The sequence below is a fragment of the Prevotella sp. P3-92 genome, assembly GCF_002251205.1.
Lineage (GTDB): Bacteria > Bacteroidota > Bacteroidia > Bacteroidales > Bacteroidaceae > Prevotella.
Map to the genome: position 1 here is coordinate 109771 of NZ_NPJE01000056.1, position 25556 is coordinate 135326.

21 protein-coding genes are annotated in these 25556 nt (G+C 49.3%); all 21 read right to left on the bottom strand.

Annotated elements, in window-relative coordinates:
• Positions 1–12: 12 nt before the first annotated feature.
• The 21 genes from CIK93_RS08120 to CIK93_RS08220 all read right to left on the bottom strand — a co-directional run bounded on the left by CIK93_RS08120 (position 13) and on the right by CIK93_RS08220 (position 25548).
• The gene (locus CIK93_RS08120; protein ID WP_094399523.1) at positions 13–927 is read right to left on the bottom strand and encodes a M48 family metallopeptidase; all 915 of its coding nucleotides are present in this window, start codon (positions 925–927) and stop codon (positions 13–15) included.
• Positions 928–930: 3 nt separating this feature from the next.
• Positions 931–1758, bottom strand: a complete 828-nt coding sequence (locus CIK93_RS08125) for a M48 family metallopeptidase (protein ID WP_094399525.1) — start codon at positions 1756–1758, stop codon at positions 931–933.
• Between the two features lie 56 nt (positions 1759–1814).
• Positions 1815–2531 carry a UpxY family transcription antiterminator gene (locus tag CIK93_RS08130; RefSeq protein ID WP_094399527.1) on the bottom strand — a complete coding sequence of 239 codons (717 nt, stop codon included), beginning with the start codon at positions 2529–2531 and terminating at the stop codon, positions 1815–1817.
• A 713-nt stretch (positions 2532–3244) separates the two neighbouring features.
• A complete protein-coding gene (locus CIK93_RS08135) occupies positions 3245–4237 on the bottom strand; it encodes a DUF445 domain-containing protein (RefSeq protein WP_158215498.1) in 993 nt (330 codons plus the stop codon).
• 14 nt (positions 4238–4251) lie between these two features.
• Complete coding sequence (locus CIK93_RS08140; RefSeq protein ID WP_094399531.1) at positions 4252–7008, bottom strand: AAA domain-containing protein; 2757 nt, start codon at positions 7006–7008, stop codon at positions 4252–4254.
• Between the two features lie 3 nt (positions 7009–7011).
• Entirely contained in the window at positions 7012–10854 is a 3843-nt protein-coding gene (locus tag CIK93_RS08145; RefSeq protein ID WP_094399533.1) for a type I restriction endonuclease subunit R, read from the bottom strand.
• Positions 10855–10882: 28 nt separating this feature from the next.
• Positions 10883–11881: a virulence RhuM family protein gene (locus CIK93_RS08150; protein ID WP_094399535.1), complete on the bottom strand. Its 999-nt coding sequence runs from the start codon at positions 11879–11881 to the stop codon at positions 10883–10885.
• A gap of 169 nt (positions 11882–12050) precedes the next feature.
• Positions 12051–14354 (bottom strand): N-6 DNA methylase, encoded by a 2304-nt coding sequence (locus tag CIK93_RS08155; RefSeq protein WP_094399537.1) that lies wholly within the window; start codon positions 14352–14354, stop codon positions 12051–12053.
• 25 nt (positions 14355–14379) lie between these two features.
• On the bottom strand, positions 14380–14634 hold the full coding sequence (locus CIK93_RS08160) for a helix-turn-helix transcriptional regulator (RefSeq protein ID WP_094399633.1): 255 nt from the start codon (positions 14632–14634) through the stop codon (positions 14380–14382).
• A 141-nt stretch (positions 14635–14775) separates the two neighbouring features.
• A complete protein-coding gene (locus tag CIK93_RS08165; protein WP_094399635.1) occupies positions 14776–15192 on the bottom strand; it encodes a glycoside hydrolase family protein in 417 nt (138 codons plus the stop codon).
• A 96-nt stretch (positions 15193–15288) separates the two neighbouring features.
• Entirely contained in the window at positions 15289–17478 is a 2190-nt protein-coding gene (locus tag CIK93_RS08170; RefSeq protein WP_094399539.1) for a type IV secretory system conjugative DNA transfer family protein, read from the bottom strand.
• Positions 17479–17560: 82 nt separating this feature from the next.
• A complete protein-coding gene (locus tag CIK93_RS08175) occupies positions 17561–18469 on the bottom strand; it encodes a fimbrillin family protein (protein ID WP_094399541.1) in 909 nt (302 codons plus the stop codon).
• Between the two features lie 66 nt (positions 18470–18535).
• The gene (locus tag CIK93_RS08180) at positions 18536–19189 is read right to left on the bottom strand and encodes a DUF1566 domain-containing protein (RefSeq protein ID WP_173815130.1); all 654 of its coding nucleotides are present in this window, start codon (positions 19187–19189) and stop codon (positions 18536–18538) included.
• Between the two features lie 8 nt (positions 19190–19197).
• Positions 19198–19671: a hypothetical protein gene (locus tag CIK93_RS08185; protein WP_240513529.1), complete on the bottom strand. Its 474-nt coding sequence runs from the start codon at positions 19669–19671 to the stop codon at positions 19198–19200.
• A 104-nt stretch (positions 19672–19775) separates the two neighbouring features.
• Positions 19776–20621 (bottom strand): conjugative transposon protein TraN, encoded by an 846-nt coding sequence (traN, locus tag CIK93_RS08190; RefSeq protein WP_094399545.1) that lies wholly within the window; start codon positions 20619–20621, stop codon positions 19776–19778.
• 69 nt (positions 20622–20690) lie between these two features.
• Entirely contained in the window at positions 20691–21833 is a 1143-nt protein-coding gene (gene traM / locus CIK93_RS08195) for a conjugative transposon protein TraM (RefSeq protein WP_094447057.1), read from the bottom strand.
• Entirely contained in the window at positions 21817–22236 is a 420-nt protein-coding gene (locus CIK93_RS08200) for a hypothetical protein (protein ID WP_094399549.1), read from the bottom strand. The genes traM and CIK93_RS08200 overlap by 17 nt, the downstream gene beginning before the upstream one ends.
• Before the next feature lie 12 nt (positions 22237–22248).
• Entirely contained in the window at positions 22249–22863 is a 615-nt protein-coding gene (gene traK / locus CIK93_RS08205; protein WP_025830775.1) for a conjugative transposon protein TraK, read from the bottom strand.
• A 21-nt stretch (positions 22864–22884) separates the two neighbouring features.
• Entirely contained in the window at positions 22885–24015 is a 1131-nt protein-coding gene (locus CIK93_RS08210; RefSeq protein ID WP_094399551.1) for a hypothetical protein, read from the bottom strand.
• 15 nt (positions 24016–24030) lie between these two features.
• Complete coding sequence (locus tag CIK93_RS08215; protein ID WP_094399553.1) at positions 24031–24795, bottom strand: DUF5045 domain-containing protein; 765 nt, start codon at positions 24793–24795, stop codon at positions 24031–24033.
• A 27-nt stretch (positions 24796–24822) separates the two neighbouring features.
• Positions 24823–25548 (bottom strand): hypothetical protein, encoded by a 726-nt coding sequence (locus tag CIK93_RS08220; RefSeq protein ID WP_094399555.1) that lies wholly within the window; start codon positions 25546–25548, stop codon positions 24823–24825.
• Positions 25549–25556: the final 8 nt, after the last annotated feature.

Genomic DNA, 25556 nt, shown 5'->3' on the forward strand with positions numbered 1-25556 from the left:
CAATGCTATATTTTAACTGTTTACTATCTGATTATAATTCCCATGCTCGTACCAGTCGAGGAGCTTGGCGGCACGGTCAACCAACCAAGGGAACTCAGCGGAACGGATTGTTAGGTTCTTTACTATGACATTGAGCGTGTCAGTGTAGTTCTCATTAAAGTCTCGCGCCTGTTGGATGAAGCCGTCAATGTTTATCTGGTCGTAATACTTCCTCGGAAGTCCGGCTTTCTTAATCATCGTACTGAGTGCTACATTGATGTCCTGACAGCAGAGCAGACCAATGCGGTCGGCTGTATAGTCGGACTTGCGATACCATTCAAACAGAGGGAGTTTGACAAGCGAAGCCCATGCCTTGAAAGTCGGATCTGACATGAAAGGCAAGTAGAACGACATGATGAGCATATGGTACGGTTTGTGACCCGCAGCAAAATGACCCAGTTCATGTCCAAGTGTGAACATCATTTCCCCCTCGGTGAAAAGGTCGGCACTGCCCGACATCATGACGATACGGCGGTGCTTCTCGCCATTGGAGAAATGGTAAGGTCCGTAATACCAATCGGTGGAGTAGGCAGGAATATCTTCAATGCCAAGTATAGCACAGGCTTCGGTGAGCTGTGCATACATCTGCGGCAGGCTTTCGGCTGTAATGTTTATACCTTCACCTTGGTTTTCTACCTCGTTGTATGCCTCCTGATATTTGCTGGTGGTGGCAGCGAGGAAATCCTTGAAGGTATAGTACTCCACATCTGCCTTGAATATCTCGTACCACGTCTTCAGGTCATGGTCAAGCGGGTGCTTGGCTATCTCACATATGAAGTCCCACTTTGACAGGTAGGGCACCTTCAGACTGTTTAGCCATTCCACCTTCTTCTTGTCATCGGGATGCATGACAGAAGAGAAGTCGATATTGTGCAATCTCTTTCTCATGGGCTATCTGATATAACGGCGTGTTACGAAACGTCCATATTCTCCGCTGTCAATCCACTTCAACAGCTCGGCCGAGCGCATCACTGTCCAAGGATGGGTCTCGTCGGCGATTGAGAGAAACTTGACTACTTTATTCATTCCCTCATAATCGAGCATCTTGAAGTCGCGTGCCTGTTGGATGAAGGTCTCTGGACGGATGTTGTTGAACTCCTTGATGGGGAGACCTGCCATCTTAATGAAGGCTCGTGTCATGGCATCGGTGTCCTGACAGCACATCAGACCGGCACGGTCGGCTGTGAACTCCGACATTCGGCTCCAATAGTAGAGGGCGAACTGCAAGCCGCTGGCAACCAGACTTCCACCGGGGATTGTATCTATTCCCCAGTTAATTACTTGTGCCATAAGGTGATACAACATGTGCTGCGACTTGATGTGTCCGACCTCGTGGCCTATAATGAAGAGTATCTCGTCATCATCACAAAGATCTATCAAACCAGAGTTGAGAACTATTATAGGATTCTCAGCTCCAATGGTACAGGCGTTGATGTCATAGCCCCAAGTGATATACAGTTCAGGAACTTGCTGCAGGTCGAGAATGCGACATGCTTCCACAAGATACTCGTATATCTTGGGATAGTTGTCCTTCGTGACCTTCAGGTTACTACCCGTATATTGAATGTTATACACTCGCTCGATGAAGTTGGATGTCACCCATTTGCAAGCCGTGGTAAGGAACGGGATGCTTTCCAGTTTCTCCAAGGCGGCTCTGTCTAATGGGTGCTCGTACTGACTATGGTCGAGACCTGTGAGTATCTGTTTGTTGTGTATCATAATGCTGTCTTTTTCGTATGAATATTATTCCTTCAACACTGTAGAGGAGTGGGCAACTATCCCTGTTCTATCAAGTCATCTTCAATTTTCTCCATAAAATCACTGGGAATATAGGCTGTAAGCACATATCCGATGCCGTTCAACTCTACAGCGATGCGTTGCTGACCTGCAGCTCTCACAACCTGACCGACAACGCCCTTGAAGTCGCCACACACAACTTTGAAATAATCACCGCTCTTGAAATGGCAACGGTCTTTCGATGTGGCCAAGATATGTTCATTCTTTGTTTCCACAACGTTTATGAATGACTTCATCCTGTCATCAGGGATAGTTATAGGTGGATTGAGCTGGGTGTCTGGCTCAATGGGCTTTGTCTTGTCGGTATAGTATTTCAAGAAACCTGCTGTCTTGGCTGGCTGCTTGACAAAGTCGTGAGTCCGCTCACGGGTCATATAGGCAAAAACAAGACCGGGAAGGAGAGACTCCTTACGCAGCCTCTTCTTCCCAGCTATTTCTACTTTCTGATAACGCTTGGGGATATAGTACAGTATATCTGCCTTCTTGAAAGCATCAACAACATCCTTGGTGTGTCCGTACAAGATACGAAGTACAAACCACTCGTGATTTTCCTTAGACACAAAGTCCGAGGTGACCCCTGTATGGGAGTTCTCTGCCTCTGGGCTTTGAACTTTGGGGGAGACGTTGGAGGTAAGTCCAGCGTGAGAGGTTTTATTCCCGCCTCGTCGGGTGTTCACATTAGGCAATGTGTCCATCTTTACGTATCGTTTTAAATAATCAATACCGACAGGAAGGTCTAAAACTCCATCTGCTGCTGAAACTGACTCCAACAAATGAACGTCGATTATATGTACGAAAAAGACATACCCGAAAGTTGTCTCCGTGCATATTTTCTCATCGCGTCAAGGTGGCATCTCGCCATCGTTATATATCAGTCCCATGCTATTGACCCTGTTTATCGTTTTTATGGGTCGCAAACACAGTATGTTGTTATCATCCTTCAATCTGTCACAACAATTTTAATATGCTGCTCCTTGATGCAGAAAGCAAAGGTTTACTACTACAACTAGTCGCAAAAGCATAGTTTGTTCAAATGCAAAGGTAGTAATTATTTCCCAATTACGTGATAACAACTGAAAAGAAAATCTTCAAAAATCTTAAAATTAACGGAAATTAACCAAGAAAATTACCAAAATACCGATTTTTTGTGTATGTAAATGCGCCAGATAATACCAAATATCGGCTCGATAATCACTGTATAGCACTAAATAGTCATAAAACACGCCATTTACTCGACGGTTGTCAATAGCCCGAAAGCCGCACACTTAAAAACTCGTTTTTCAGAGAAGATATACTTCATCCCGCAGAGAAGATATACTGATATGGAAAGTTAGTAATACCATGGGCAGGTATGTACAGATAAATGGCAAAGTATGTGCACATCTTTGGCCAAGTATCTGCACATACTTTATTGGAGGACTTGAAAGAGGGTGTTCAGGCTTCCCATAATCAGACCAAGCAAGGCTCCCAACCACACGATGGCTTTCAGCTCCTTGTCCATCACCTGAAATATGAGTTTCTCTGTTTCCTTGACATCCATCTCGTTGATGCGCTCACGAACGATCTTGCTGATGTCGATGGATTCAAGAATTCGTGGAAGGTGTTCGCTGATAACAGTGCGGTAGATGGACTCTGTGGTATTCACGGCTTGGTTCAGTTGCTCATCGTGACCTTTGAGTAATTTACAGACAGGGGTAGTCAAGAAACTGTCCACCTCTCCGTCTATCATATTGGACACGATTTCTGCTCCGTTGTTTTTCAGCATGTCATTGATATGCTTGGCAAGGAAATGCTCTGCAGGCTCCCGCAAAAGTCCCAAGAACTTGGCAACGATGCTGCCACCAAACAATCCTGCCGCCATGCCTTTTATGCCACCTATAGCTCCACTGATACCCGAAAGCAGTTCCTGAGCACCATCGATGCTGAACTTGTTAGCCAAATGGTCGATGGCAATATGTGCCACCTTATCTCCCACGGAAGAGTCTGACAGTTTGCTATAAGTCTGTTTCGTGATACTCTCATTGATACTGTTGGATATAGCGGCAATCTCTTCTTCTGACAGATAATGTCGCAAGAATTCACGGACTGTCTCTCTATTCCGTTTTTGCGTGTCGATAAAATCCATCACTGCGTCACGGAGCTTCCCTATCATATCTTCAGACAATAGGTATTTCTCCAGCACCTCCTTATTCATAAGGTTTTCGCTTATCACCCCACCAATAGCCTCCGCTATGCGTCCCTTCTCCTTGGGGATGATGCCCGGAGTAAACGGCACGTGCCATCCCATGATATATTTCGCCTTGTGCGGATGGAACAGCATGCGTATGGCAATATCATTCGTTATGTAACCTATGAGTCCTCCGAGACAAGGAGCAACTATGTATGACATCTGTATATCCATATACATTATTATTTTTAATAAACACAATTAGTTAGTTGTTCAATGATTCTCTCCCCTTCACCGCTCCCTTTTGTTGACAGCCGTAGCAATGGAAGGGAATAGAGGGCAAAGATGTGGTCTTTCATTTTGTCACGTTGATGCTGTTCCGTCGCATCGTTGTGGAAGGAATAGCCGTCTGTCTCAATGGCAAGCACAGGCTTTTTGCTGATGCTGTTGATGACGAGGAAATCGACATGGGTGTTGTAGTTGCCTGCGTATGCCAGTTCCTCCTGCGACATAAGGGATGTGTCCTTGATAATCTGTCGGAGCGGTATGTGGCAAAGCACTTTCAGGCTGGAGAAACGGCTGTCAGAGGTGAGTATGTCGTTGATTAGATGATAGGTCATGTTCTCTGAGGCATACTCCGAGATTTGCGGCAAACGTTCGAGCATGGTCATTCGCTCTGCCGTATATTGCTCATAGAGATAGTCGAAGATGGAGGCTATCTTGCTGTCGGTGACGGTGCAGTTGTTGTAATGGATGTAGTCAAGCAAGTCCATGATGTTGCCGTGGTTCTCCTGTTCGTTGCCTGTCATCACAAGGCAGAACTTCTTCTTGGCACGCGAGACAGCCACATTCAGAATGTTGGCATCATCGGCAAATGGAGTAATCTGGTTATCTACCACACTCATGATGATGGCATCCTTTTCCCGACCTTGAAACTTGTGTACAGTGGCGGCATCCAATTCTGGCATCTGACTGTGGATTTGTTTGACCTGATTGTTGTATGGCGTTACTATGCCTATGTCGTCATACTCCCTCAGTGAGGGAAGTACTTCCTCACGCACTACATCTATCTCACGCTGGTTATACTGTGCCGTGGCATGGTTGCCCTTTCGGGTAAGAAAGGCACAAAGCACATCCTCCTCACCATGGTCGTGGGTCATGATGAGCAAATTGCCTCCATAGAACTTCTGATTGCAGAAATTGATGATGCGAGGATGGCATCGGTAGTGTTCACGGAGCATGGTCTCGGGCACATTCCTGATGACAGTACGGACGGACTCCAAGAAACTGTTCTTGGCACAGTCATACCCCTCTGGGATATGGTATTGCTCCATGATGGCAGTCAGTTTGGTCCGGTCTTCATCCGTCACCACATTAGGCAGTTGGAGCGCATCGCCGACTATCACGGCATTGTTTGCACAAGTAAGAGCCAAGGCACCAGTCTCTATCGACACCTGTGAAGCTTCGTCCATGATGATGTAGTCGTATGGCTTGTCACCAAAGACGCACGAACGGGCAGAGAAGGTGGTGCTCAGCACTACGGGGTAGCGTTTCAGGAAATCCTCGCCGTGAGCTTTCATGTCCTTGGTGTCCTTGAAGAGGACGCTTTCCTTTTTGGCATATCTGCCATGGAGAGAGGCTTTGAACAGTGTCATGGAAGTATCTGTCAAGGTCTTCGTCAGCAGGTCAGCATCGTAGGTGGATAGTTCCTGCCTGATAGTCTCTAAGCGTTCTTCTATCTCTATGCGTCGGTTGAGATAATAAAGAGTCTGAAGTTCTATGACCAACGGCTTCATGTCTGACTGTTCAAACTTGCCTGGCAGCCTCAGCCTGTATCGGCATATCATACGCATCCAAAGCGATTTCAATCCCTCCGTTATCCTTGACCAAAGTCCATCGGGGGCAATGAGTGTTCCGTCTGCCTTGGACTGGTAGTGAAGCCATAGCCTTATGATAAGGGATGACTGCACCCTTCTCTCCAACGGTGTATGTTCATCAATGCCATTATCCATACAAAAGTGCCGCCATTCCAAATCAACGCTTTGCTGTTCCTGGCGCAGCATGGCATCCTCGTTCAATAGCGCATACACCTTATCAAGACTTCTGAGCGTATCATGCAACGTACTTTTCATTCTCATCCCATCCTGCATGGGACAAGACCACGATGAGACCTCCGTAGGAACCAATGTCTGTTGGCTGATGAAGAGTTCCTTGTTCTCCTTGCTGCCAAGCGGTGCCACGATGAATGCGAGACCGTATTTCTCCAACTTCTCCTGCACATTCGTTATGGCAGAGTTGTTGTTTGACACTACAAGCACCGTTTCCCCTTTCCTCACGATATTGGCAATGACATTGAGGATGGTCTGGGTCTTTCCTGTTCCCGGAGGACCTTGCACCACGCTCACCTGATGCTCGAAGGCTGCTGCCACGGCTTTCTTCTGACTGGCATTGCAGCCAAACGGGTATATCAAATCCTTGTGGCTGAGTTTCCTCACCTTGTGCTTGTCGGGATTGATGTAGCAAGCCGCTGCGGTCTTGTCATCAATGAAATCCACCTTCTCGTATATCTGCGACAGTATGCCCTCCTTGTCCTCTTCTTTCCGAAGCGGATTGATGGCTGCCACCTGTTTGAGGTAGGCATAGGTGTTCATTGATGTTTCTTCGTCCAAACAGGTCTTGACTACGTTGAGCTGTCCTTCAGCATACTCTCCCTCATATCCGCTGCGGTATTTGATTCGCCAATAATTATTCTGTCCAGCTTCAAACTGCCATATCTCCGTGACATCCGTTTGTAGGCGACCACCTCGATACACCTTGCACAGTTCTGGTACAAGCCATTGGGGATTGGTGAGCCATACCACCTTGTCTGCACTATATGTATAGGACTTCGGATTGTTCTTGAAAGAGACACGAAAAGCATTGGCACCCAACTTACTGATGGATGCTATCTGCAATGTCTTCAACTCTCCGTTCAGGAGAATAAGCGATTTGGTGAGGTCTTGCATGGTCTATTCCTGAATGTTCTCCACCTTGCACACGAAAGGCAAGTAGCGGTTGCTGCCTCTACGCTGAGCCTTCAGAATGTCATACGCTCCGATGTCGGACATTGCGGACGGATCGTATTCTATCAGCAGGAACTGCTTGGCTTCTTTTTCCTGTCTGAGCATGAAACCTTCGGGAACATCAGCACGACTTACCAACTGTGTCGGGGCAGTGAGGGCAAAAGGCTTTGCCTCGCTGTTCTTCCAATAATGGAACATGATGTATCTGACGCTCTGATATGCCTTGACGGCTTCCTCCGAAAGGTTCGCCTCCTTGATGCCGAGTGCTATGCGCCCTGCCTTCTCTGTCTTCTCTCTCGCTGCCGGCGATATGGCATACATCAGCACAAGGTCGAGAGTACCTGCAAGCAGGTCACATTTCTTGGTGTTTCTCAGGCGCACCTCCAAACTGCCGTAGATAAGAATGTCTTCGGCCACCATTGCCACATTTCTCTCTTCCTGTGGCAGAACATATTTTGGAGCAGAAGGCTTGCCGGGCCTTGCAGGAGTTTGGTTGCTCTTGTAGTTTACCACCTGTTCCATCACGCCGTTGACAGTCTCGTTGTTCCACTGCGGAGGATAACCGTTCTTGAACAAGAGTATTTTCAGGTCATTGTCCAACTTGCTCTTCAGATTGACGTTGTTCAGGAAGTCGGCATATACGGTGGAACCATCCACCTGTTGCTTGATTTTCTTCGCCAGTTCCTTGCATCGTTCGTCGGAATACTCAAAGCCTTTCTCGTCGCGCATCTTGACGAGTATGTCATAAAATGCCTTTTCCTCAAAGGAGATGCCGAGCCGCTCAAAGCTCTTCTTGTCATCGTCCAGTTCCCGCATGATGTCAATCAGCTGGTCGCTGAGGGCATTGACACGCTCATCCACCATCTCGCTGATGCGGCTGATGGTAGATGTGGCTACCTCGTTGGCGTATTCACGGTTGTTGTATTGGTCTATCACCTGTTGCAGCAACTTGTCATACACCTCAGCACGGGTGCGGTTGGTCTTGCCGTATTCCTTGATACTCCTCCTCAGCAGTTTGACAAGCATTTCAAAACGGGTGTTGGGGAGGGTCACTTTCTCCAATTCCTCCTTGAATTCCTCGCTGTAGATGTCTTCCGTGCCGCCGTTTCTTTCCAATACGATTTCCACGCTGCTGCATCCGATGGCTTCCTTCACCATCTGTTCCACATGGCGATTCATTGACTGCACGCTATGCTGCGTGTCGGTCATCTTGCCGAGGAAGCCCGCTATTCCCATCATGCACTGTGCCCACTTTGCCTCTTCGTCCTGTATCAGTGGATGCCCCTTTGCGTCCAGTGCGTTCTTGACGATGTTGTAGGCACTGCGCATTCTCTTGACATGCCCCAGATACTTTGTCTTCAGGGAGGGATTCTTGGCTGTTCCCTTTGCAGAATGGCTCAGTATGTATTCTGCTGCATTATGCAGGAACTGAAGTCGCTGCATGGCATTGTCAGAGAAGAAAGTATTGAAGTCCAGTCCCTGCACCAGTCCTTTGAGTATGTCCAGTTCATTCTGGAATATGGCGTATGCCGAGGCTTCATCCGACAAGTCTATGGAGTCGCCGTTATAAGTTTTGATGGCCTGCTTCATGTTCTCCCTGATACCGAGGTAATCCACCACCAGTCCGCAGTCCTTTGTCTTGTACCGTCGGTTTACACGGCTGATGGTCTGTATGAGGGTATGCTTCGACAGCGGTTTATCGTTATACAGCACTTTCAGACATGGCACGTCAAAGCCTGTGATCCACATGTCCACCACGATGGCAATCTGGAAGTTGGACTTATCATCCTTGAAGCAGCCTTCCAGCGTCTTTCTGTGGGCATCCGTGCCAAAGGTGTCCCATTCCTCCTTGCTGTCCTTGTTTTTGTCGCGCGTACATACCACATTCAGCAGCTGCACAGCGTCCATGTTGTCCAGTTCTTCTGCCGTAAACTGGCTTTCGTCCATGGCTTTCCGCTTCTCGCCCCATTCAGGACGTAAGGCAAGCATTTTCTTGTAGAGGTTGAAGGCAATGTGACGGTCGTTGCTCACCACCATGGCTTTCTGCACCAGTTCGGGAGCGAGTTCGCAGAGCTGTTCATAGTGCTCCACGATGTCTTTGGCCATACGCTCCAGTCGTTCTTCATTGGCAAGGATGATGTTCATCTGTGTCATGTCTTCCTTACTCTTGTCCACATCCTGGGCGGCAGCTCCTTCCGCCTCGCACTTTCGGTAATATTCCTCCACCTTCTTCGCCTGTTCGCTGTTGAGGAACACACGCGCCAGTCGAGCGTTGTAGGTAATGGGAACGGTAATCTTGTCGTTCTTCGCCTCCTCCATGGTGTAGCGGTCCACCTCCTTGCCGAACACCTGTATGGTCTCCTCAATGGGCGTGCCGGTAAATCCCACGAAAGTGGCATGAGGCAGGGCACGGTGCAACTGCTGGGCAAAGGTTTCCGTAAAGAAGGCACCGACTTTCTCTTTCTGCTCTGCCGATGGTGCCAATGTTTTTCTATCCTTGACCTTGTCGTCCTTGGTGCGGATGCTCATGTTGCTGCCAAGACTCACCTGCGTGCGGTGTGCCTCGTCGCTCAGACAGATGATGTTGGAGCGGTCGGAGAGCCTGCCTTCGCCATCAGCAAATTTGTGTATGGTGGTCACATACAGACCACCGCCGAGGTTCGCCTTCAGTTCCTTGCGCAAATCCTCACGACTGTCGAACACCTTCACGTTCTCATCTTCCAAGTAGGTCTTGGCATTGCAGAACAATCTGCTGCTCTGGTCTTCCAAGTCTGTGCGGTCAACGATGACAATAATCGTCGGGTTGTCCATCTCTGTGGAGTAGCGGCATTTCAGTTGACGGGCAAGGAAGAGCATCGTATGCGTCTTGCCGCATCCCGTCGCACCGAAGTAGGTACCTCCCTTTCCGTTGCCTCCCCGTGAATGGAGCGAACGGAAGATGTGGTCGCGGAGCATTCTGGTGGCAAAGAACTGGGGATAGCGGCATACTATCTCTATCTCCTTGCTTGCCTCTGCCTCATCGGCAAAATAGACATAGTCGCGGAGTATCTCCAGCATTCTTTCCGGTGACAACGCTCCCTTGATGAGCATCTCCATCTCGTCGATGCCCACCCGTCCGTTGGGGTCTTCGTTCTCCACCTTCTTCCATGCGTAGTAATATTCCTCGGGCGTAAACTGGCTGCCCATGCGGGTATTGGCTCCGTCACTGATGATAGTCAGTGCAGCATATTTCATCATGGAGGGTATGTCGCGGCGGTATCTCACGCAAATCTGTTCCCAAGCCGTGCTGATGGTGGCTTCGGGGTCAGCGGGATTCTTCAGTTCCACGACAGCCAAGGGTATGCCGTTCACCATAAGCACGATGTCAGGACGGCGGTTCTCCTCACCCTCCACCATCTCAAACTGGTTGATGCAGCGGAAGATGTGGGCAGTCCCCACGTCGTCAGCGTCGAAGTCGATATACCTCACCTTAAACGCCTCGCTGCCGTCCAACGGCTGATAGTCGTAGCCATCATGGCATACGAGCTTGTGAACGGCGCGTGCCGTGAGGTAGTCGTTGACTCCCGATGTGTTGCGCAGGTTGGCAATCATCTGCTGGTAGTCCAGTGTCGTCAGACCTCTGTCACCATACTTTGCCTGAAGATACGCCATGAGGTCTGGCTCATAGATGGCATCCGTAATCCTCCTGTCTGCCAACTCGCAACCAGGAATATACGACCAGCCCACTTCGGTGAGCCGCTGTATGAAAACCTCCTCGTATTCGCTTTCGTGATACCTTACGTTGACCATGATGATTCTGTTTTTAACTGTCAGATTCTCACTTCTTATTCCCCGTGTTTCTCTTCCCCTTCTTGCCAAGCATCTTGATACTGTCTAAATATGCCTGCTCTACTGGCGAAAGCGTCTTCACTTGATACTTTCGATACTCGGCAAGTGCCTTCTCCATAGCATCCTCATGGCTGACGCTTCCTGTCCCCTGAAGCAAAGGACGACCCGTGGACATCAGGATGGAATCAAGCTGCTTCACATAGTCCATCATATAGACCGGCTTATGCTCCAACGCCATGATTTCCGCAAAGTCAAAATATCCGGAGACGATGTTGTTGAGAACCTTTATCTCTTTTTCATCCAAATAGTTCTTGGCTATCTTTATGTCATTCAAACATGGCAGTTCTCCCTTGAAGGACATCAGTCCCATAAACGGTTTCTCGGCATCGGCACGTTCGTAAATGACCTCGGCAGCGGTATGGCCATGGGCTGCATAATGCAATTTGTTCTGGACAATCTTGAAAAACAAGCGGGAGGCTTCCGTCCGAGGGTCATAGTCAACGCTGGTGGCATAGACATCAAGCACCTGGCGATAAAGCACCTTTTCCGACGAACGGATATCCCTGATGCGGTCGAGCAGTTCCTTCCAATAACTGCCGCCGCCAAGGTTTTTCAGCCGTTCGTCATCCATGGTGAATCCTTTTACGATATACTCATGCAGCCGTTGTGTGGCCCATTGCCTGAAGCGCGTGCCTTGAATTGATTTGACACGATAACCAACAGAGATAATGACATCAAGGTTGTAATACTTCACCTCCTTAGACTGCGTTTTCCCTTCTATGGCACCATGTTGAGTGGTTGTTCGGAATTTCCGAACAACCACTTGCTCGTCCAATTCTCCTTCTTTGAAAATATTGGAAATATGCTCACTGATTGTTGATTTGCTCTTATTAAACAAAGAGACTATTTGGTCTTGATTCAGCCAGACTGTGTTGCTTTCAAGTCGCACATCAAGCCTTACTCCCTCATCCGACTGATAGATGACCATTTCGCCCAAATCACCATCGGGGGCATCTTCCCATTTATTTCCGCAATCCAGGCATACATGAAGCAAGCCCTCCGTCTGGATATTACGGGAACCGCACGCTGGACAAACCGGGCATTCGATATTATTATGGATGTTATTATTCATTGCTCGTTATTGTTTTATCTTTTCGTTACTCGGACTCACGTGCAGATTGTGAACGCGTGCGTTCACAATCGTCCGCCTCATGTATGATGTGTTGCATCAGTGCAGGGCAGATTTCACGGCTCAACCGGTCTGCCTCTTCCGCTATGCGCTTTGCCTCCTCAGCACAGTGGTAGATGTTGACAATGGCTCGCTGAACGTCTATCGGGGGAAGGGGGATTCTAATTGCCAAGAAACGAGGCCAATCCAAATTTGCTCGCACACTTGAATCGCTGATAAACCATCCATATCTATCCATCTCGTCCCTCTTGAAAAATAACAGGAAGAACTCAGGTAATATTTTGTTAGTATTCAACTTAAATGTAGTATAAGCAGGAGAAATCAGTATCGGGTTGATGTCATTATACAACGCAATTCTAATACATATATCACGTCCTGTCTGCATACCACTAAACGCAAAATAACCTTTCTTGACGACTTTATATTTGCTAATATCCACACCGGTTAAATCTGCAACTGTGGGCATAAAAGCCTTTGTCTTATTTATTCCACAGACTTCAATTTGTTTGTTGCCAGTATTTCTTTCATCTACTAATTCAATAAAATCACCAATAATATGCAGAGGATAGCTCGAAATGGCGTCAAGAATTGAAACCTCAGACTTTATAGTTTCGAACTTATAATTAAGGTCGCTCATTTTGTTGTGGACATCATCTATAATAGAAATTGTATTATTGATAATATTCTTCTTATGCAATATTACAGACTTATCCTCAAATTTGATATACCTACTTGGCGTGAGGCTCCATCCATTCGCCTCGATCTCGTCGATATAGGCAGCATGATACAGTTCGGGCTTGTCGTATGCCTCCATTTCGGTATAGGTCTGCCAACCGTGGTAGATGTTGCATATGGTCTTAATTTGCTCCTCGTTGAACACCACGAATGTCTTCTTCGACTTGTCGGTCTTGATGGTGCTGTTGTTTTGGTTCCATGTGCGCAAATCCACAAAGAGCACCTCGTTCTCACGGTTGCGCAGCTGCCTGCCATTGCGTATGCCACCCTTCTTGTTCTGATTCAGAATCCAAAGGGTTACGCTCGTATCTGTGGAATAGAACATCTCACGCGGCAGGATGAAGATAGCCTCCACCTTATCGTTACGTATCAGCTGCTCGCGTATGGCCAGTGTGTCTTCATCTTCTAACGCACCGTTGCTCAGCAGGAAACCTGCAATGCCGTTCGCCGTATCGAGGTGATAGAGCATGTGCAGAATCCAGGCATAGTTGGCATTGCTCACAGGGGGTAAGCCATAACCGCTCCAGCGGATGTCCTTTGTCAGCTGCTCCTCAGTGCGCCATGCTTTGAGGTTGAAAGGCGGATTGGCCATGATGTAGTTGGCACGGAGGTCGGGATGCTTGTCGTTGGTGAATGACGATGCATTGCTGTCGCCCAAATGATAGCTGATGCCACGTGCGGCGAGGTTCATCTTTGCCAGACGGTAGGTATCAGGGTCGCTCTCCTGGCCATAGACACTGACATTGCGCTTATTGCCGCCATGCGCCTCGATGAGACGCACACTCTGAACGAACATGCCGCCACTGCCGCAGCAGGGGTCGTAGATGGTGCCGTCGTATGGCTCGATAAGGTGGGCTATCAGCTCCACGATGCTCTGGGGCGTATAAAACTCTCCGTCCTCCTTGGTGGCATTGACGGCAAACTGCTGGAGGAAATACTCATACACACGACCTATGAGGTCGATGTCCTTAAAGTTGCGTGGGTCTATTTTGTTGATGTCATCCATGACACCCTTCAGCACTGACGGTTCCAGACGGGCATTGACAAAGAGGTTGGCAGGAAGGGCATTCTTCAGGTTCTTCTCCGCTTCCATCAGTTGGGTGATGCCGTTATCAAGGGCAATGGCTCGTTCACTGGCTGGCAACGTGACAAGCTGCTCCCAGTTGTAGCCGTCCTGTAAATAGAAAACACCATCCTGTTCAAATGATGACTTGTTTTCCTGCATCATAGTCACGAAGTCACGCTCCTCTGCCGACAGCGCATCCTCTGCCTTGCCCAAATTAGTCAGCACATCGCTCTTGATTTTCTCTTTCTGTTCGTTGAACCGTGAGCAGATGAGACGCAGGAAGACCAGCGTCAGCAGCATGTCGCGCTTGGTGGTCATGTTGGCATTGCCGCGCAACTTGTTCCGACATTCAAAAAGAATGTCTTCCAGATTCTGCTGTTTCTCAGCCTTCTTGGCAGTCTTCCTAGCCTTGGGCTTCTTTTCTTCGGTTTTGGAGGCATTTGCCTCTGCCTTATTTTGTTTCTTTGCCATTATTGTCCTTGATTGTACGATGTAATTACACTAACACACCACCTTTGGGTATTTTCACATAGACCATATTAGGATCTTGGGCAGTGGATTGGAGCAAGTCCTTAACATCCACTTGAAGCACCCTTGCTATTTCAAGAAGCGTTTCAATAGAGGGTTGGGAAGCGTTGGTACACCATTTTGAAACAGTGGCGGGGTCTTTCCCCAACTGTTCTGCAAGCCACTTGTTTGTCTTCTTCTTCTCTGCCAAAACTACCTTTAGCCTGTTGATGTCTTTTGCCATTATGTTCTCAGTTTTACTGTTTAACGATGCAAAAGTAATAAAATTCAGGTAAAAAAAAGAATGTTTAAGTGGTTTTAACTCGCTTTTCCTGCATTTTTTTTGCGTTTTAGGCAATATAATGGAAAATTGGGCACTGTTTTACTATTTCTGATACAACAATAGCAATTCTACCTTTCTACGCTTTCTGATAGATGGAACTACTTTCCCCTTATAGCGGCAGAAGCGGATGTAGTCGTTGTGAATATTTCGGTCGCCGCTTTCTATCTTTTGAACGAGACGGCTTTTCGGGTGGTTGGCGTGCCCCATGAGGGTACCATAACCGACATTATAGGCAAGGGTGGCAAGGAGAAGGCTGTCCTTGCAGTATGAGCGGAACATTTTGCAGAGCTTGCGGAGGTCACGGCGGAGCAGGGCATCGGCTTGTTTTCGGGTAAGTGGAAGACGGAAATGTTCACCGGGCTGGATGCGGTGGCCATATCCGATATAGGGATAATCCTTGGCTTGGTGTAGTCCCTCAAAGAACTTGATGCAACAGACTGCCCGCTCGAATGGGGGCATTTTATAAATGCCGTGACTCTGTGCGGGAGCCACGGCAATGGTGAGGACGAATGTGATGATGGTTATAATGATTCTCACTGCTTTTGATGATTACTTTTAGGTGAGTGTACGAAACTGCTGTATCTCCTTGATCATGGCTTTCACGTCCTCCCCAACCTGAACGAAGTTCTTGTAGAGGATGCGCTCTCGCTCTTCCTTGCTCTTGAACTTATAGAACTTAGGGAGTGGAACATACTCCGATTCCTCCTTCTTGATTTCCGTCATGTCGAAGTCGGTCTTGCAGTAGAACTTGGAGGTCTTGAACTCCTCGCTCTCCTGAATATTCATGCTTCCGTTCATGCCGGTCTTGGTGACTACGAAGTCACGGGCGGTCTGTCCACATATCCAACCTGTGGGCATGTCGGAGATTTTGCTTGCAGGCACAAGGCTGTCCATGTTCTCATTGAGGTTGATGGAGGTCTTGTCACGGTCGATGGTCACACCCTTTTTGAGTTGCACTACTTTACCGAAGATGTCACTCGACAGCCATTCGAGGGTTTCCTTGGCACGAGCCGAACCGCTCACAACATTACCCACGGTGGTGATGATTTTCTGCATACCCACCTTGCCGTAGTCGGCTTCCAACTGCGGTAGCTCCTGGAAGCCCAAAGCCACGCTCACCTTGTTGCTTCGGGCAGTGCCAATCAGTCGGTCGATTTTATGGAAGTATAGGGTCGGCAACTCATCGACGATGATGCTGACAGGCACATTCTTGCCTTGACCTGTATTCACTCTCGTCACGAGGCGGTTGAGAATCAATGCATTGAGCGCACCGATGATGCTTTCCATCTCTGGGTCGTTGGCAATCAGCAGATAGCTCGGATTCTTCGGGTCACTGACCTTCAGGTCGAAGTCATCACCATCCTTGTGGAATATCCAATAACTCTCCTTAGTAGCAAGACGGGAGGTATAGACACGTAAGGTGCCTATCATTCCCTCCAACTGCTCCATCGCCTTGTTGGCAAAGGCGGTCTGGAACGGACCCAGCAAGGGGGCGACCTCATTGTCGGTCTGCAACACCTCGAAGATGGTCTGATAACTCTCATTGAGGAACGACAGAATATGAGGCATGTCGCTGTACTTGCCCAACCAATAGGCGGGCTGCACCTCCATGCCCGAATGGTCGAACACACGTCCTGTGGCTATTAGCCGCTTCGTCTTCGGGTCTTCACGCCGCTCGGCTATCAGCATCTTTCCGTCCTTGTCGTAGGGCTCTTTGCCATAGTTGCAGAAGAAATAGATGCAGGCGGCAAGGAAGTTGACGGCAGAGGTCTGGAAGAACTGGTCGCTGCCACCGCCACCTTCCTTCTTTCCCTTTTGCAGGGATTCCAACAGGGTCTCGGCGGTCTCGCTCGCAGCGGCAAGGTTGTTGATATACTTCAACTGGATAGGGTTCACCCTTCGCGAATACTCCACATCCACAAAGTTGATGATGTTGAACTTCATGCCGTTGGGCATCTTGCTGTCCTTGGCGTTCTTGTTCTTCAGATAGTGATAGTAGAGTTTGGTGGCGAGGGTGGGAAACTTGTAGTCATACACCACCATCGCAAAGCCCTTCTCGCTATGTTGCCTGATGAACGGCTCAATAATGGAGAAGGTCTTACCCGAACCAGGAGTACCCACAACCCATGTGCCACGGAACGGATTGACGATGTTCACCCAGCCCTTGCGGAACTTGCCCTTGTAGTAGTACCTCATGGGGATGTTCACGCTGTACTTGTTCTCCTGCAACTCCCTGCATTGCTCGAAGCTCTCATTCTCGAAGTTGAAGCGGTCTTTCAGCAGTCCTTCCTTCAGGAACTTGGAGATATTGTCGAGGGCGATATGCACCAGCACCACACCGATGATGGAAGTGAGCATGTAGAGCCAAGTGTTTAATCTAAGGGTATAGAGACGGGGCATGATGGAATAGCCGAACAGCCATACCGACAACACAATCAGCAGTACGCCCGACACCAACGGGTAAAGCACCTGCCTACGAGCGTCAAACTCCAGATGTTTTTTGTTTCTCGTCCCCACACAGGTGATACATATCAGCAGGAACGTGGCCACCTTGCTATACACGAGGTTGCCGTCATGGTATATCATCCACCGCTTGATGCGCCCATGGATGTCCGTCACCACGCCGCCCAGGAAGTCCAACTGCTGGGGCTCTAATGCGTAGGCGAAGAACTCCATCAGTATGGAGACATATATCACCGCCCTGAATATCTTGTAAAAACCCTGTAACTCTTTGCTTTCTTCCATTTACTTTTCGATGATGCTTTATGATTGAGTACAAAAGGATGAAGGATGCCACGGTGGACACCCTCCAATCCTCTTTTAAGTTTTATTCGTAGCCGTTGATGGTCTTCTCAGACTCTACTGTCCACGGAGAGATAGTTGCTGATATAACCTCCAGGGTGTTACGCACAGGCTTCAATGAATAGCTGTAGGAATGACCTGCTTTCCACGTGTCGTTTGTGAGGAATACAAAGTTCTCCCCATTACTCAGTTGCAATGTCATGTCCGGCATAACCTGTGCAGGAACATAAAGCGTATATTCCATGTGGTCACTTTGAGGGTCGCCGAAATAATAGGTCGTCACAGACTCGTCACTGCATTCCACCTTTCCGGTCTTGATATTGAAAGTACCGCTGTCAAAATAACCGATGAACGTGAGTAGGCTTCCTGCAAAATCGTTGGTGGTGAAACCGTATTCGGGTGAGGTATAGACCTTGATGATGACACGCACCATCTGATGGGTGAAGTTCAATGTAAGGCTCGGACTGGCGTATGATGCCGTTCCATTGGCAAACAGGAAATCATTGACCTTCTGCTCACTCTGTACTGCTGCTTCCGGCACTTGGAACTCTATGATATCGTTAGTAGGACTTGCCATGTAAGGATAGTAGGCATTGAATGTGTGAGTGTCAGTGTCCGTGAAAAATACCTTGCTGGCTGACACAAATTGATTCGTGCTGCCGTTTCGGGTGAACTTCATGTTGTTGATCATCCCTGTGGAAGAGATGCCAATCATGTCATTGAGTTCCCACTGATTGTCCACGGCTCGTGTGGAGACGGCAGGTTGCAGCATCTCCAGATTTGTGAACACCTGCAGCTGCTTGGTCGATGTGCTGTCGGTCACTACCACCGAACCGCTGCCACCGGGCAGGTAAATCTCATTGACGATGTCTTGGTCACAGGACGTGAGGAGCACGGCTCCAAGTCCCAACATTAGAAACAAATTCTTTTTCATGCTTTTTCTTTTTTAATTGTTGTACTTTGATGATGATACGGGTGATACTTGATGTCTGTATATGGGCTAATCCATTATCGTGATGATGGCTCTCGACTTATGCGGCTGCCATTTGGGAGTCTCCTGTATAGCACCGCTGCCAAGGGAGTAGAGCCATGCCTTGGCGGTCGCTTGTCCTTCTACTTCCGTTGAAGTCCAATACCAACAGTCATCATCCTCATCGGGGATGGGCGTGCCGCCGCATTTCAGGATGTAGGGGTTGATGATGTCCTTGACATGATAGAGCAGACGCATCTGCGCCACACTGGGGATATAGGCACTCTGACCATAACGCCACAGGTCGAAGACACGCTCAGCCAAAGGCGACTTCACATCGGTCGTACCATAGAGGGCAAAGGTGTTGGCGTTGCCGTCATAGGCGGTGAGGTCACAGGAGGTGTCCTGCTCTACACCGATGCTGTCGGCAAAGGATTCGGGAGCGATGTCCCACAGATAGACGGCATATCCGTTCCCCTCCATCTCTTCCCTCTGGTTGATGTTGAACACCACGGCAATGGCTTGCTTGCCCGATTGCTCGTAGGTTTCGTAGGGCATTACCTTGCCGTCAGTGGTCAGTATATGAGTGACCTTCATAGCGGTGTCGGGAAAGTCCTGATGCTCGTCACAGGCAGTCAGCAACACCGTTGCCGCAACTGCAAGAATTGATAATAGCTTCTTCATACGCATAGTCATTTTACAGGAAGTTTCACACCCAAGACAATACCCGTTCTAAACAGGTCTTCGCCCTTAATCATCACGTCGGTCTTCACCTGCCAAAACAGTTTCCAGCCGTGGCGCAAGGTGTAGTTATGTTCATAGCCGAGGTGGATGCCGCCCAAGAACCTGTCGGTATCACTGCCTGCAGATGCTCCGATGCGCATGTTGCCATGGTGGTTGCGTCCCCTCGCCACACAGGGCTTGTAGGCGAAGCCGAAGCCATAACTGCGGTAGTTGCTCCAGAAACTCTCAGGACACACATGACCGCACGAGGCGCACTCGTCCCACTTGATATATCCGTTGGCAAAATACTCCCACGCATTGTGATACTTGGTCTCATGCTCATAGGATAGCGTCACTTCCAGTCCTCGCTCATACAGGCATCCGAAGCCCAAGGATATGCGGTCGCTATTCTGCTGCGCTATTGCTGGAGTCATGCTTGCCATAAAACAGATAACTATCAGCAACAAGGTATGCGCAAGCCTTTTTTTCATTCTACATTGGCTTTCCCTTTGGCCGCCGAACGTTGTTTCTTCACTCTTCATTTTCATCATTCTTCCTCCAACAGTATATGGTTAAACGAATCGGCAGACAGCACATCCTCATAGTCGATGCTGAGCGAGATGGTGCGTCCGCTTATCTGCTTCTCCGACAGCTCGATGGTCAGCACCTTGTCGTTGGGGAAAGTCATCTTCTTCACCACAATCACGTTGCGGTAGCCATACTTGAAGGCCTTTGCATCGTCCAACACAAGGGCTGGGGTCAGTTCAACTATCTGCGCATTGGTAGCCTTGCTCTGCTTTTTGTCCGACAGCTTCACTCTCATCTCGTCGATGTCGAAGCGGATGTTGGTCTTGTTCTCCACGGAGAAGTCGATGAAGAAATATTCGCCCACGCTGTAGATGTTGTTCAGGCGCATCACCATGCGGTGCTTCTTCGTCGCCACATTGCGAAACTTGGCAGCTGATGACCATATCTGACGCGCATACTTGGTCATATCGGCAGTGGACAGGCTCACAGCCGGGTTGTTGTAGGCATTGCGCTCCGAACATTCTATCTCCTTGTCGGTCACCGCCTCCTGCATCCTCGTGGTGTATAGCAAGGCATACTGTGTGCGGTAGCGTTCCGTCACGATGGTCACTATCGCTAATACCTCGCCGTCGGCATACACGTTGTCCTTGGGCTTCAGGCGGATGGTGTTGTTGATGGGTTGGTCGCCCACCACCTTGTCGGTGGATATATCGACAAAGCGGATGGGTTCGGAGGCGGTGATGACGGTGGTCACTTGGTCGTTGACCGTCAGCTGCTCCATCTCTTCATAGGTGGTCTGCGCCTTGGCTGACAACACGCTCAGCCACAGCAACGCACAGATGTTGATTTTCTGAATAATATTCATAATCCTTGATTTTTTGATGTTTATACTCTATGAGCCACCGTTCCCGAAAGTTTTGCTTTCGGGCAGTGTCTATTTCCTTTTCTCTTTCCCATTAACCAGATACACAAACGTCCCATACTTCAGCTTCACCTTATTCTTCTTGATAGCCTTACTGATGGCGTTGCTCGTCTTCTGGTAGGCATTGGTTACGGCTTGCATGCCCCATTGCGAGAAACTGTTGTTCGCTCCCGTCTGGTCGATGTTCATGTTGTTCTGCATCGCACCGCTCGCCACGTCCTTAGTTGTCTCTCTGAACTGGCTGCCGGGGACATACAATCCCTCTAGTCCGTCTGTGTCATAGAGCGAGAGCGAAACCTTTATCAGCTCATCATCCACCAAGATGGAGTTGATACTGCCCTTCACTCGCTGCGAACCGAAACCGCTCATGGTGGCATAGAGGTACGACCCTTTCTTCACCACGGTCTCACCAATCTCGATGTCATCAAGCAGTCTTAACCGCACCCTCGACCCGTCCGTGGCTTTCACGTCCTCGTCAATGATGGCCTTGATGAGCTTCGGCTCATGCTCGTTCTGAGTCAGGGTGTTGAAATAGTCGGAAGTCACCTTCACCTTCTTCACCACCTCCTGTGCCTTGTCCTCCTCGTCCAATGCCTTCACTGCCTTGCTGTCCTCGGCAATCTGACCTTTCACCTCAATCTGCTCCTTGGGCTGTTCAGCCTGTGTGGTGTCCTGGGCAACGGGAGCAACTGTTGACTGACCTCTCAGCCTCGCTTCGGCGAGTGCCTTGTTGAGTGCTTCGAGTGCTTCCGCTTCTCGCGCCTTGGCATCGGCCACTTCGGCTGCATCGTCCTTCTCTTCTGCCTGACGGACGAGTTCCGCAAGGTCTTCTTCTGTGTACTTGGATTCATACGTTTCTTTCTCTTCTTCGTTGTCACGCTCAATGTTATCCACCGCCGAATAGTCAGCTATGCGACCATACGACTTCGCCATGTTCTCATATTTTCCGCCGATGCCGTCACCGTTCTTGATCTGCGCTCCGGGCAGGTTTGGGTTCAGAAACTCGGTGGTCTGCAGGTTCTTGTCCTGCGTTTCCGCCACCTCCGTATTGAACATGTCAAAGACAAAATAGCCTGTGGCAAGCAACGGGATGTACACGATGGCTGGCAGCATGTACTTCGGCTGACGGAAGTTTATCTTATCTGTTATTCTCATCGCTGTCTGATTTTGATGTTACTGACTTGTCTTGCTCCTCCTTGTCCTCCCGATGCGTCACGGGAGGAACCGTGCAGTGGGCGGCATCCATCAATTGTTTCATGCGCCCTTCCTGCCGCTCGATGGCACTTGCCGCCTCCGTCCGATGACCGTAGTACCTCGCCATCCTGTAGATGTTGATGCCGAAACACGTGGCGACAAAGCCGAACACGATGACGAGAAACAGCGTCTTGTGGGCGTTGGCGAAGCCTTGCACCTTAGCCGCCGCACGGTCTATCCTCGTGGTCTTGGCAAACTTGCGCCCTGCCGCCACCTCCTTCTCATACCGCTCCCTGTACTTGGGGTCGTTCTTGTCGGGCATATCCTCGCCCACAAGCATCCGTCTGATTCCTTTTACACTCATACCGCTGCGATATTAGAAGTTTGACTTCGACTTCTGCTCAATGTCCTTGTTGAGCAAGGTTCTCCAGTTGGTGATAAGCAATCCGTGAGGATTGTTCTCCGTCCTTGGCACTCGCTTCACCTGTCCCGCCGTCACCAGTTCACGCATCAGGATATTGCTCCTTCGCTCGATGCGTTGCCTACCGTAGTAGGTGAACTCCATCTTCTCCTTGTTGAACTTGATGCTGTCGCAGAAGATGCTGAACACGGCACTCGTACCCATGATGTTGTTGTAGAATCCCTTTTCTTTCAGCGTGTTGTACTGTGCCAAGCCCGTCTCGTCCACCAGATACATCGCCTTCTCCATCGAATAACGGATGTACTTGTCATCGGGAGCAAGCGTAAAGAAGTAGTGGTGGAACATCTCGATATGGCTCTTTGCCTCCACATCCAGCGTTTCCTCCATCGTGGTGCGGTTCACCAGTATGGGCACATTGCCGTCTAGCACATACACCTTCTGCTGCGCATCCGTCACCATGCAGCGTGCCGTCCAGATGCTCGACACCGAGATGATGATGCAGCCCACGAGAAAGGCAGAGCAGATGATGCCAACCAGTTTGATTTTGTTTTCTAAGTTCTTGATTACCATAATACATATATTTATTTGTTGTTATCTCATCACTGTCGCCATGGCTCCCGTAGCCGTCATCTTTGCCTGTTGCGCCACACCCTCGCCGAAGTTTCGGGTTGAGAAGGCGGTGTCGCCCTCTGGTATCATCCATGCCGCAAGGTCGGGCACGAGGTTCAGACACTTCAACGCCACGATGCTTGCCGCCATCAGATAGCCTGCCGAGAAGAACGAGTTTTGCAGATAGGCTGCCATCGTCTGCTCACTGGCAGTTATCGCAGTTAGGTTCTCTACCTGTATGCAGAGCACGATGTCAAAGAGCAACAGGACGTAAAAACCGACGAAGTAGAGCATGGCTCCGTAGAAATGTACTGTCAGATAACGGGTTAGCCACTTTGCCCATGATGACTCCCATTTTGGCAAGAGGGAGAACGCCCATTGTATCGGACCGAATATCGTGAGCATGCCGAGCAATATCTGCTGGCAGTATATCGTCGCCCACCAACCGATGCGGAACACAATCAGGGCTATCAGCATAACAATCTTGTCGATGCCCACCACAGCCCCTGCCGTCAGTGAGGTGAACCATAGCTTGCTGGCATCCTTCTCCATATTGGTCACTTCATCCACGCCCGTCTGCTCCATCGTCGCCTCTATCAGGTTGGGGTCTGAGGTGCCTTTGTGCGCCACGTCGGCTTGTGCCTGAAGGTCGGTGTACATCGAGTCTCTGACATAAACCAACTGCTGCACCTCCTCAAACTTGTCGGAGATTTGTGTTGCCTCTGCCTCGTAGAGGTCGTGGGTGTAACTGCCGATGCAGTTGGGGATATAGGATAGGAAGTCCAATACGCACCAGCTGCTGCCGCTGTTGGTCATGCCTGTGTCAGCAGGTGGGTACCACCAACAAAGGATGATGCTCACCACCAAGGGCTTGAACAGTTTCATCACGTCCAAAGGCTCGTTCTTCACCATCATCTTGTAAGCCATGCTTGCCGCCACGATGATAGAGAACAGTGCCGCCAATGCCATACACATTTGGAGAATCCACCAGAATGGCCCCTGTGAGCCTGTGAAGGTGGCATCGGTCAGGAACTCGTTGGTCTGGAATATCACATCATCAATCTCCTCTTCGAGGATGTTGATGCCGAAATCGCTGAGTATGTTGTCTGCCATAATAATTATTGTTTTTTATCTGTTTACGCTTTCTTCACCGTCACCATCGTTGGCATCATCGCTGTCAGACTCTGTCGAGCTCCTCACACCCTTTATGTTCTCCTGCCAACGGCTCTTCGCATCGCTGATGATGCTGCCTTTATGCACCACACGGTCGTTGGTGGCTGCCAGGAGAGCGGTGGTCTGGTTTTGGGTGTTGAGCTGAACGAGGTATTTCAGTAGTGTCTCGTTCTGTGCCGTCAGGTCGGCATAGATGCTCAGATATTGTCGTTTCCTCTGCGCATTGGGCATATAGGCATCCTTGGTGGATTTCACTGCACACTGGTACATATTGTATAGTTCCTCCCACCGACGCTTGTCATTGATGGTGCCTCCTGTGGGGATGATATGGTCAATGTTCGCCTTCATCTTGTCCAACTGACCGTTAATCTTGCTGCTCTCGGCAAGCCAGGCGAGGTCTATCTGTCGGTCGGCTACGTTTAGGGCTTCCACCTCTGCACGCTTGGTCAGGGCCGAGTCTATCTTCTCCGCATCATCCACTTGGTTGTATAGGTTGATGCCGGCAAGGGTACGGAAGCCCAACTTGTTCTTCTCTGCCGCCGTCTTCTTGTAGCTGTTGTGCAACAGCCAATAATAGAACTCAGGGGTGAGAGAACCGCCACCTGTCTCCATCACCGTTATCTGGTTCTGCTTCGATGAGTCGTGGTTATAGGTTACGCTTTGGGCTGTGGCTGAGGTGGTGGCTACTGCCGCCATAATGAGTATCATTGTCTTCTTCATATCTATTCTTCTTTTGTTTGCAATCCGTCAATAGTCAAGTTTTCCTGCCACCTTCCATCGGCTGAAGGCATCTTCGAGTATCTCTTCCTTCGTCCGGGTGCGATACACCTTCTCCTTCCAGTAGCCCATGCGCAACTGCACATACCTCCATGTCTGGAAGTAGGCTTGGTTCAGGTGTTTTTCTATCAGGTCCAACGAGTTGTTGATGTTGTCCAACACCATCAGCAGGTCGGAGGTGGAACAGGCTGCCGCTCCTGTAGCATACAACACGAGGTCGTTGACGCTATGATAGAGTTGGTTTCCCTCGTTGTATATGTTGTCGATGGCTTTCTTGTTGATGCTGATGAGCATCGTGTCCGCCAGTTCGATGTGTTTCCGCTTTATGACCTTATCAGTGAAGTCCTCCAACAGATTCTTGTAGTCACTGATGCGGTCGCTCACCGTCTGGTAGGTGCTCTTCACATTCAGCACTGTGCGCAACGACTGGTACATCACGTCGATGATGTCAAAGGCACGGGTGTATTTGTCCAAATCCACATTCAGTTCCTTGTACTTTCCCACCTCTTCACTGCTGTATTCATGCAGCAGTTGGTTGCTGTACTCCAGTGTGCTGCGTGCCAGCAAGAGGCTTCGCTGCTTCTTGTGGTCGTTGATGTATGCTTCCACCGATACCGCATCGAATCCCCACTGCGCCAAGGCTGTCTTGGGGAAGAGGGTAATCAGCAAGAGAGATATAATGATGGTATGTCTCATTCTTTGTT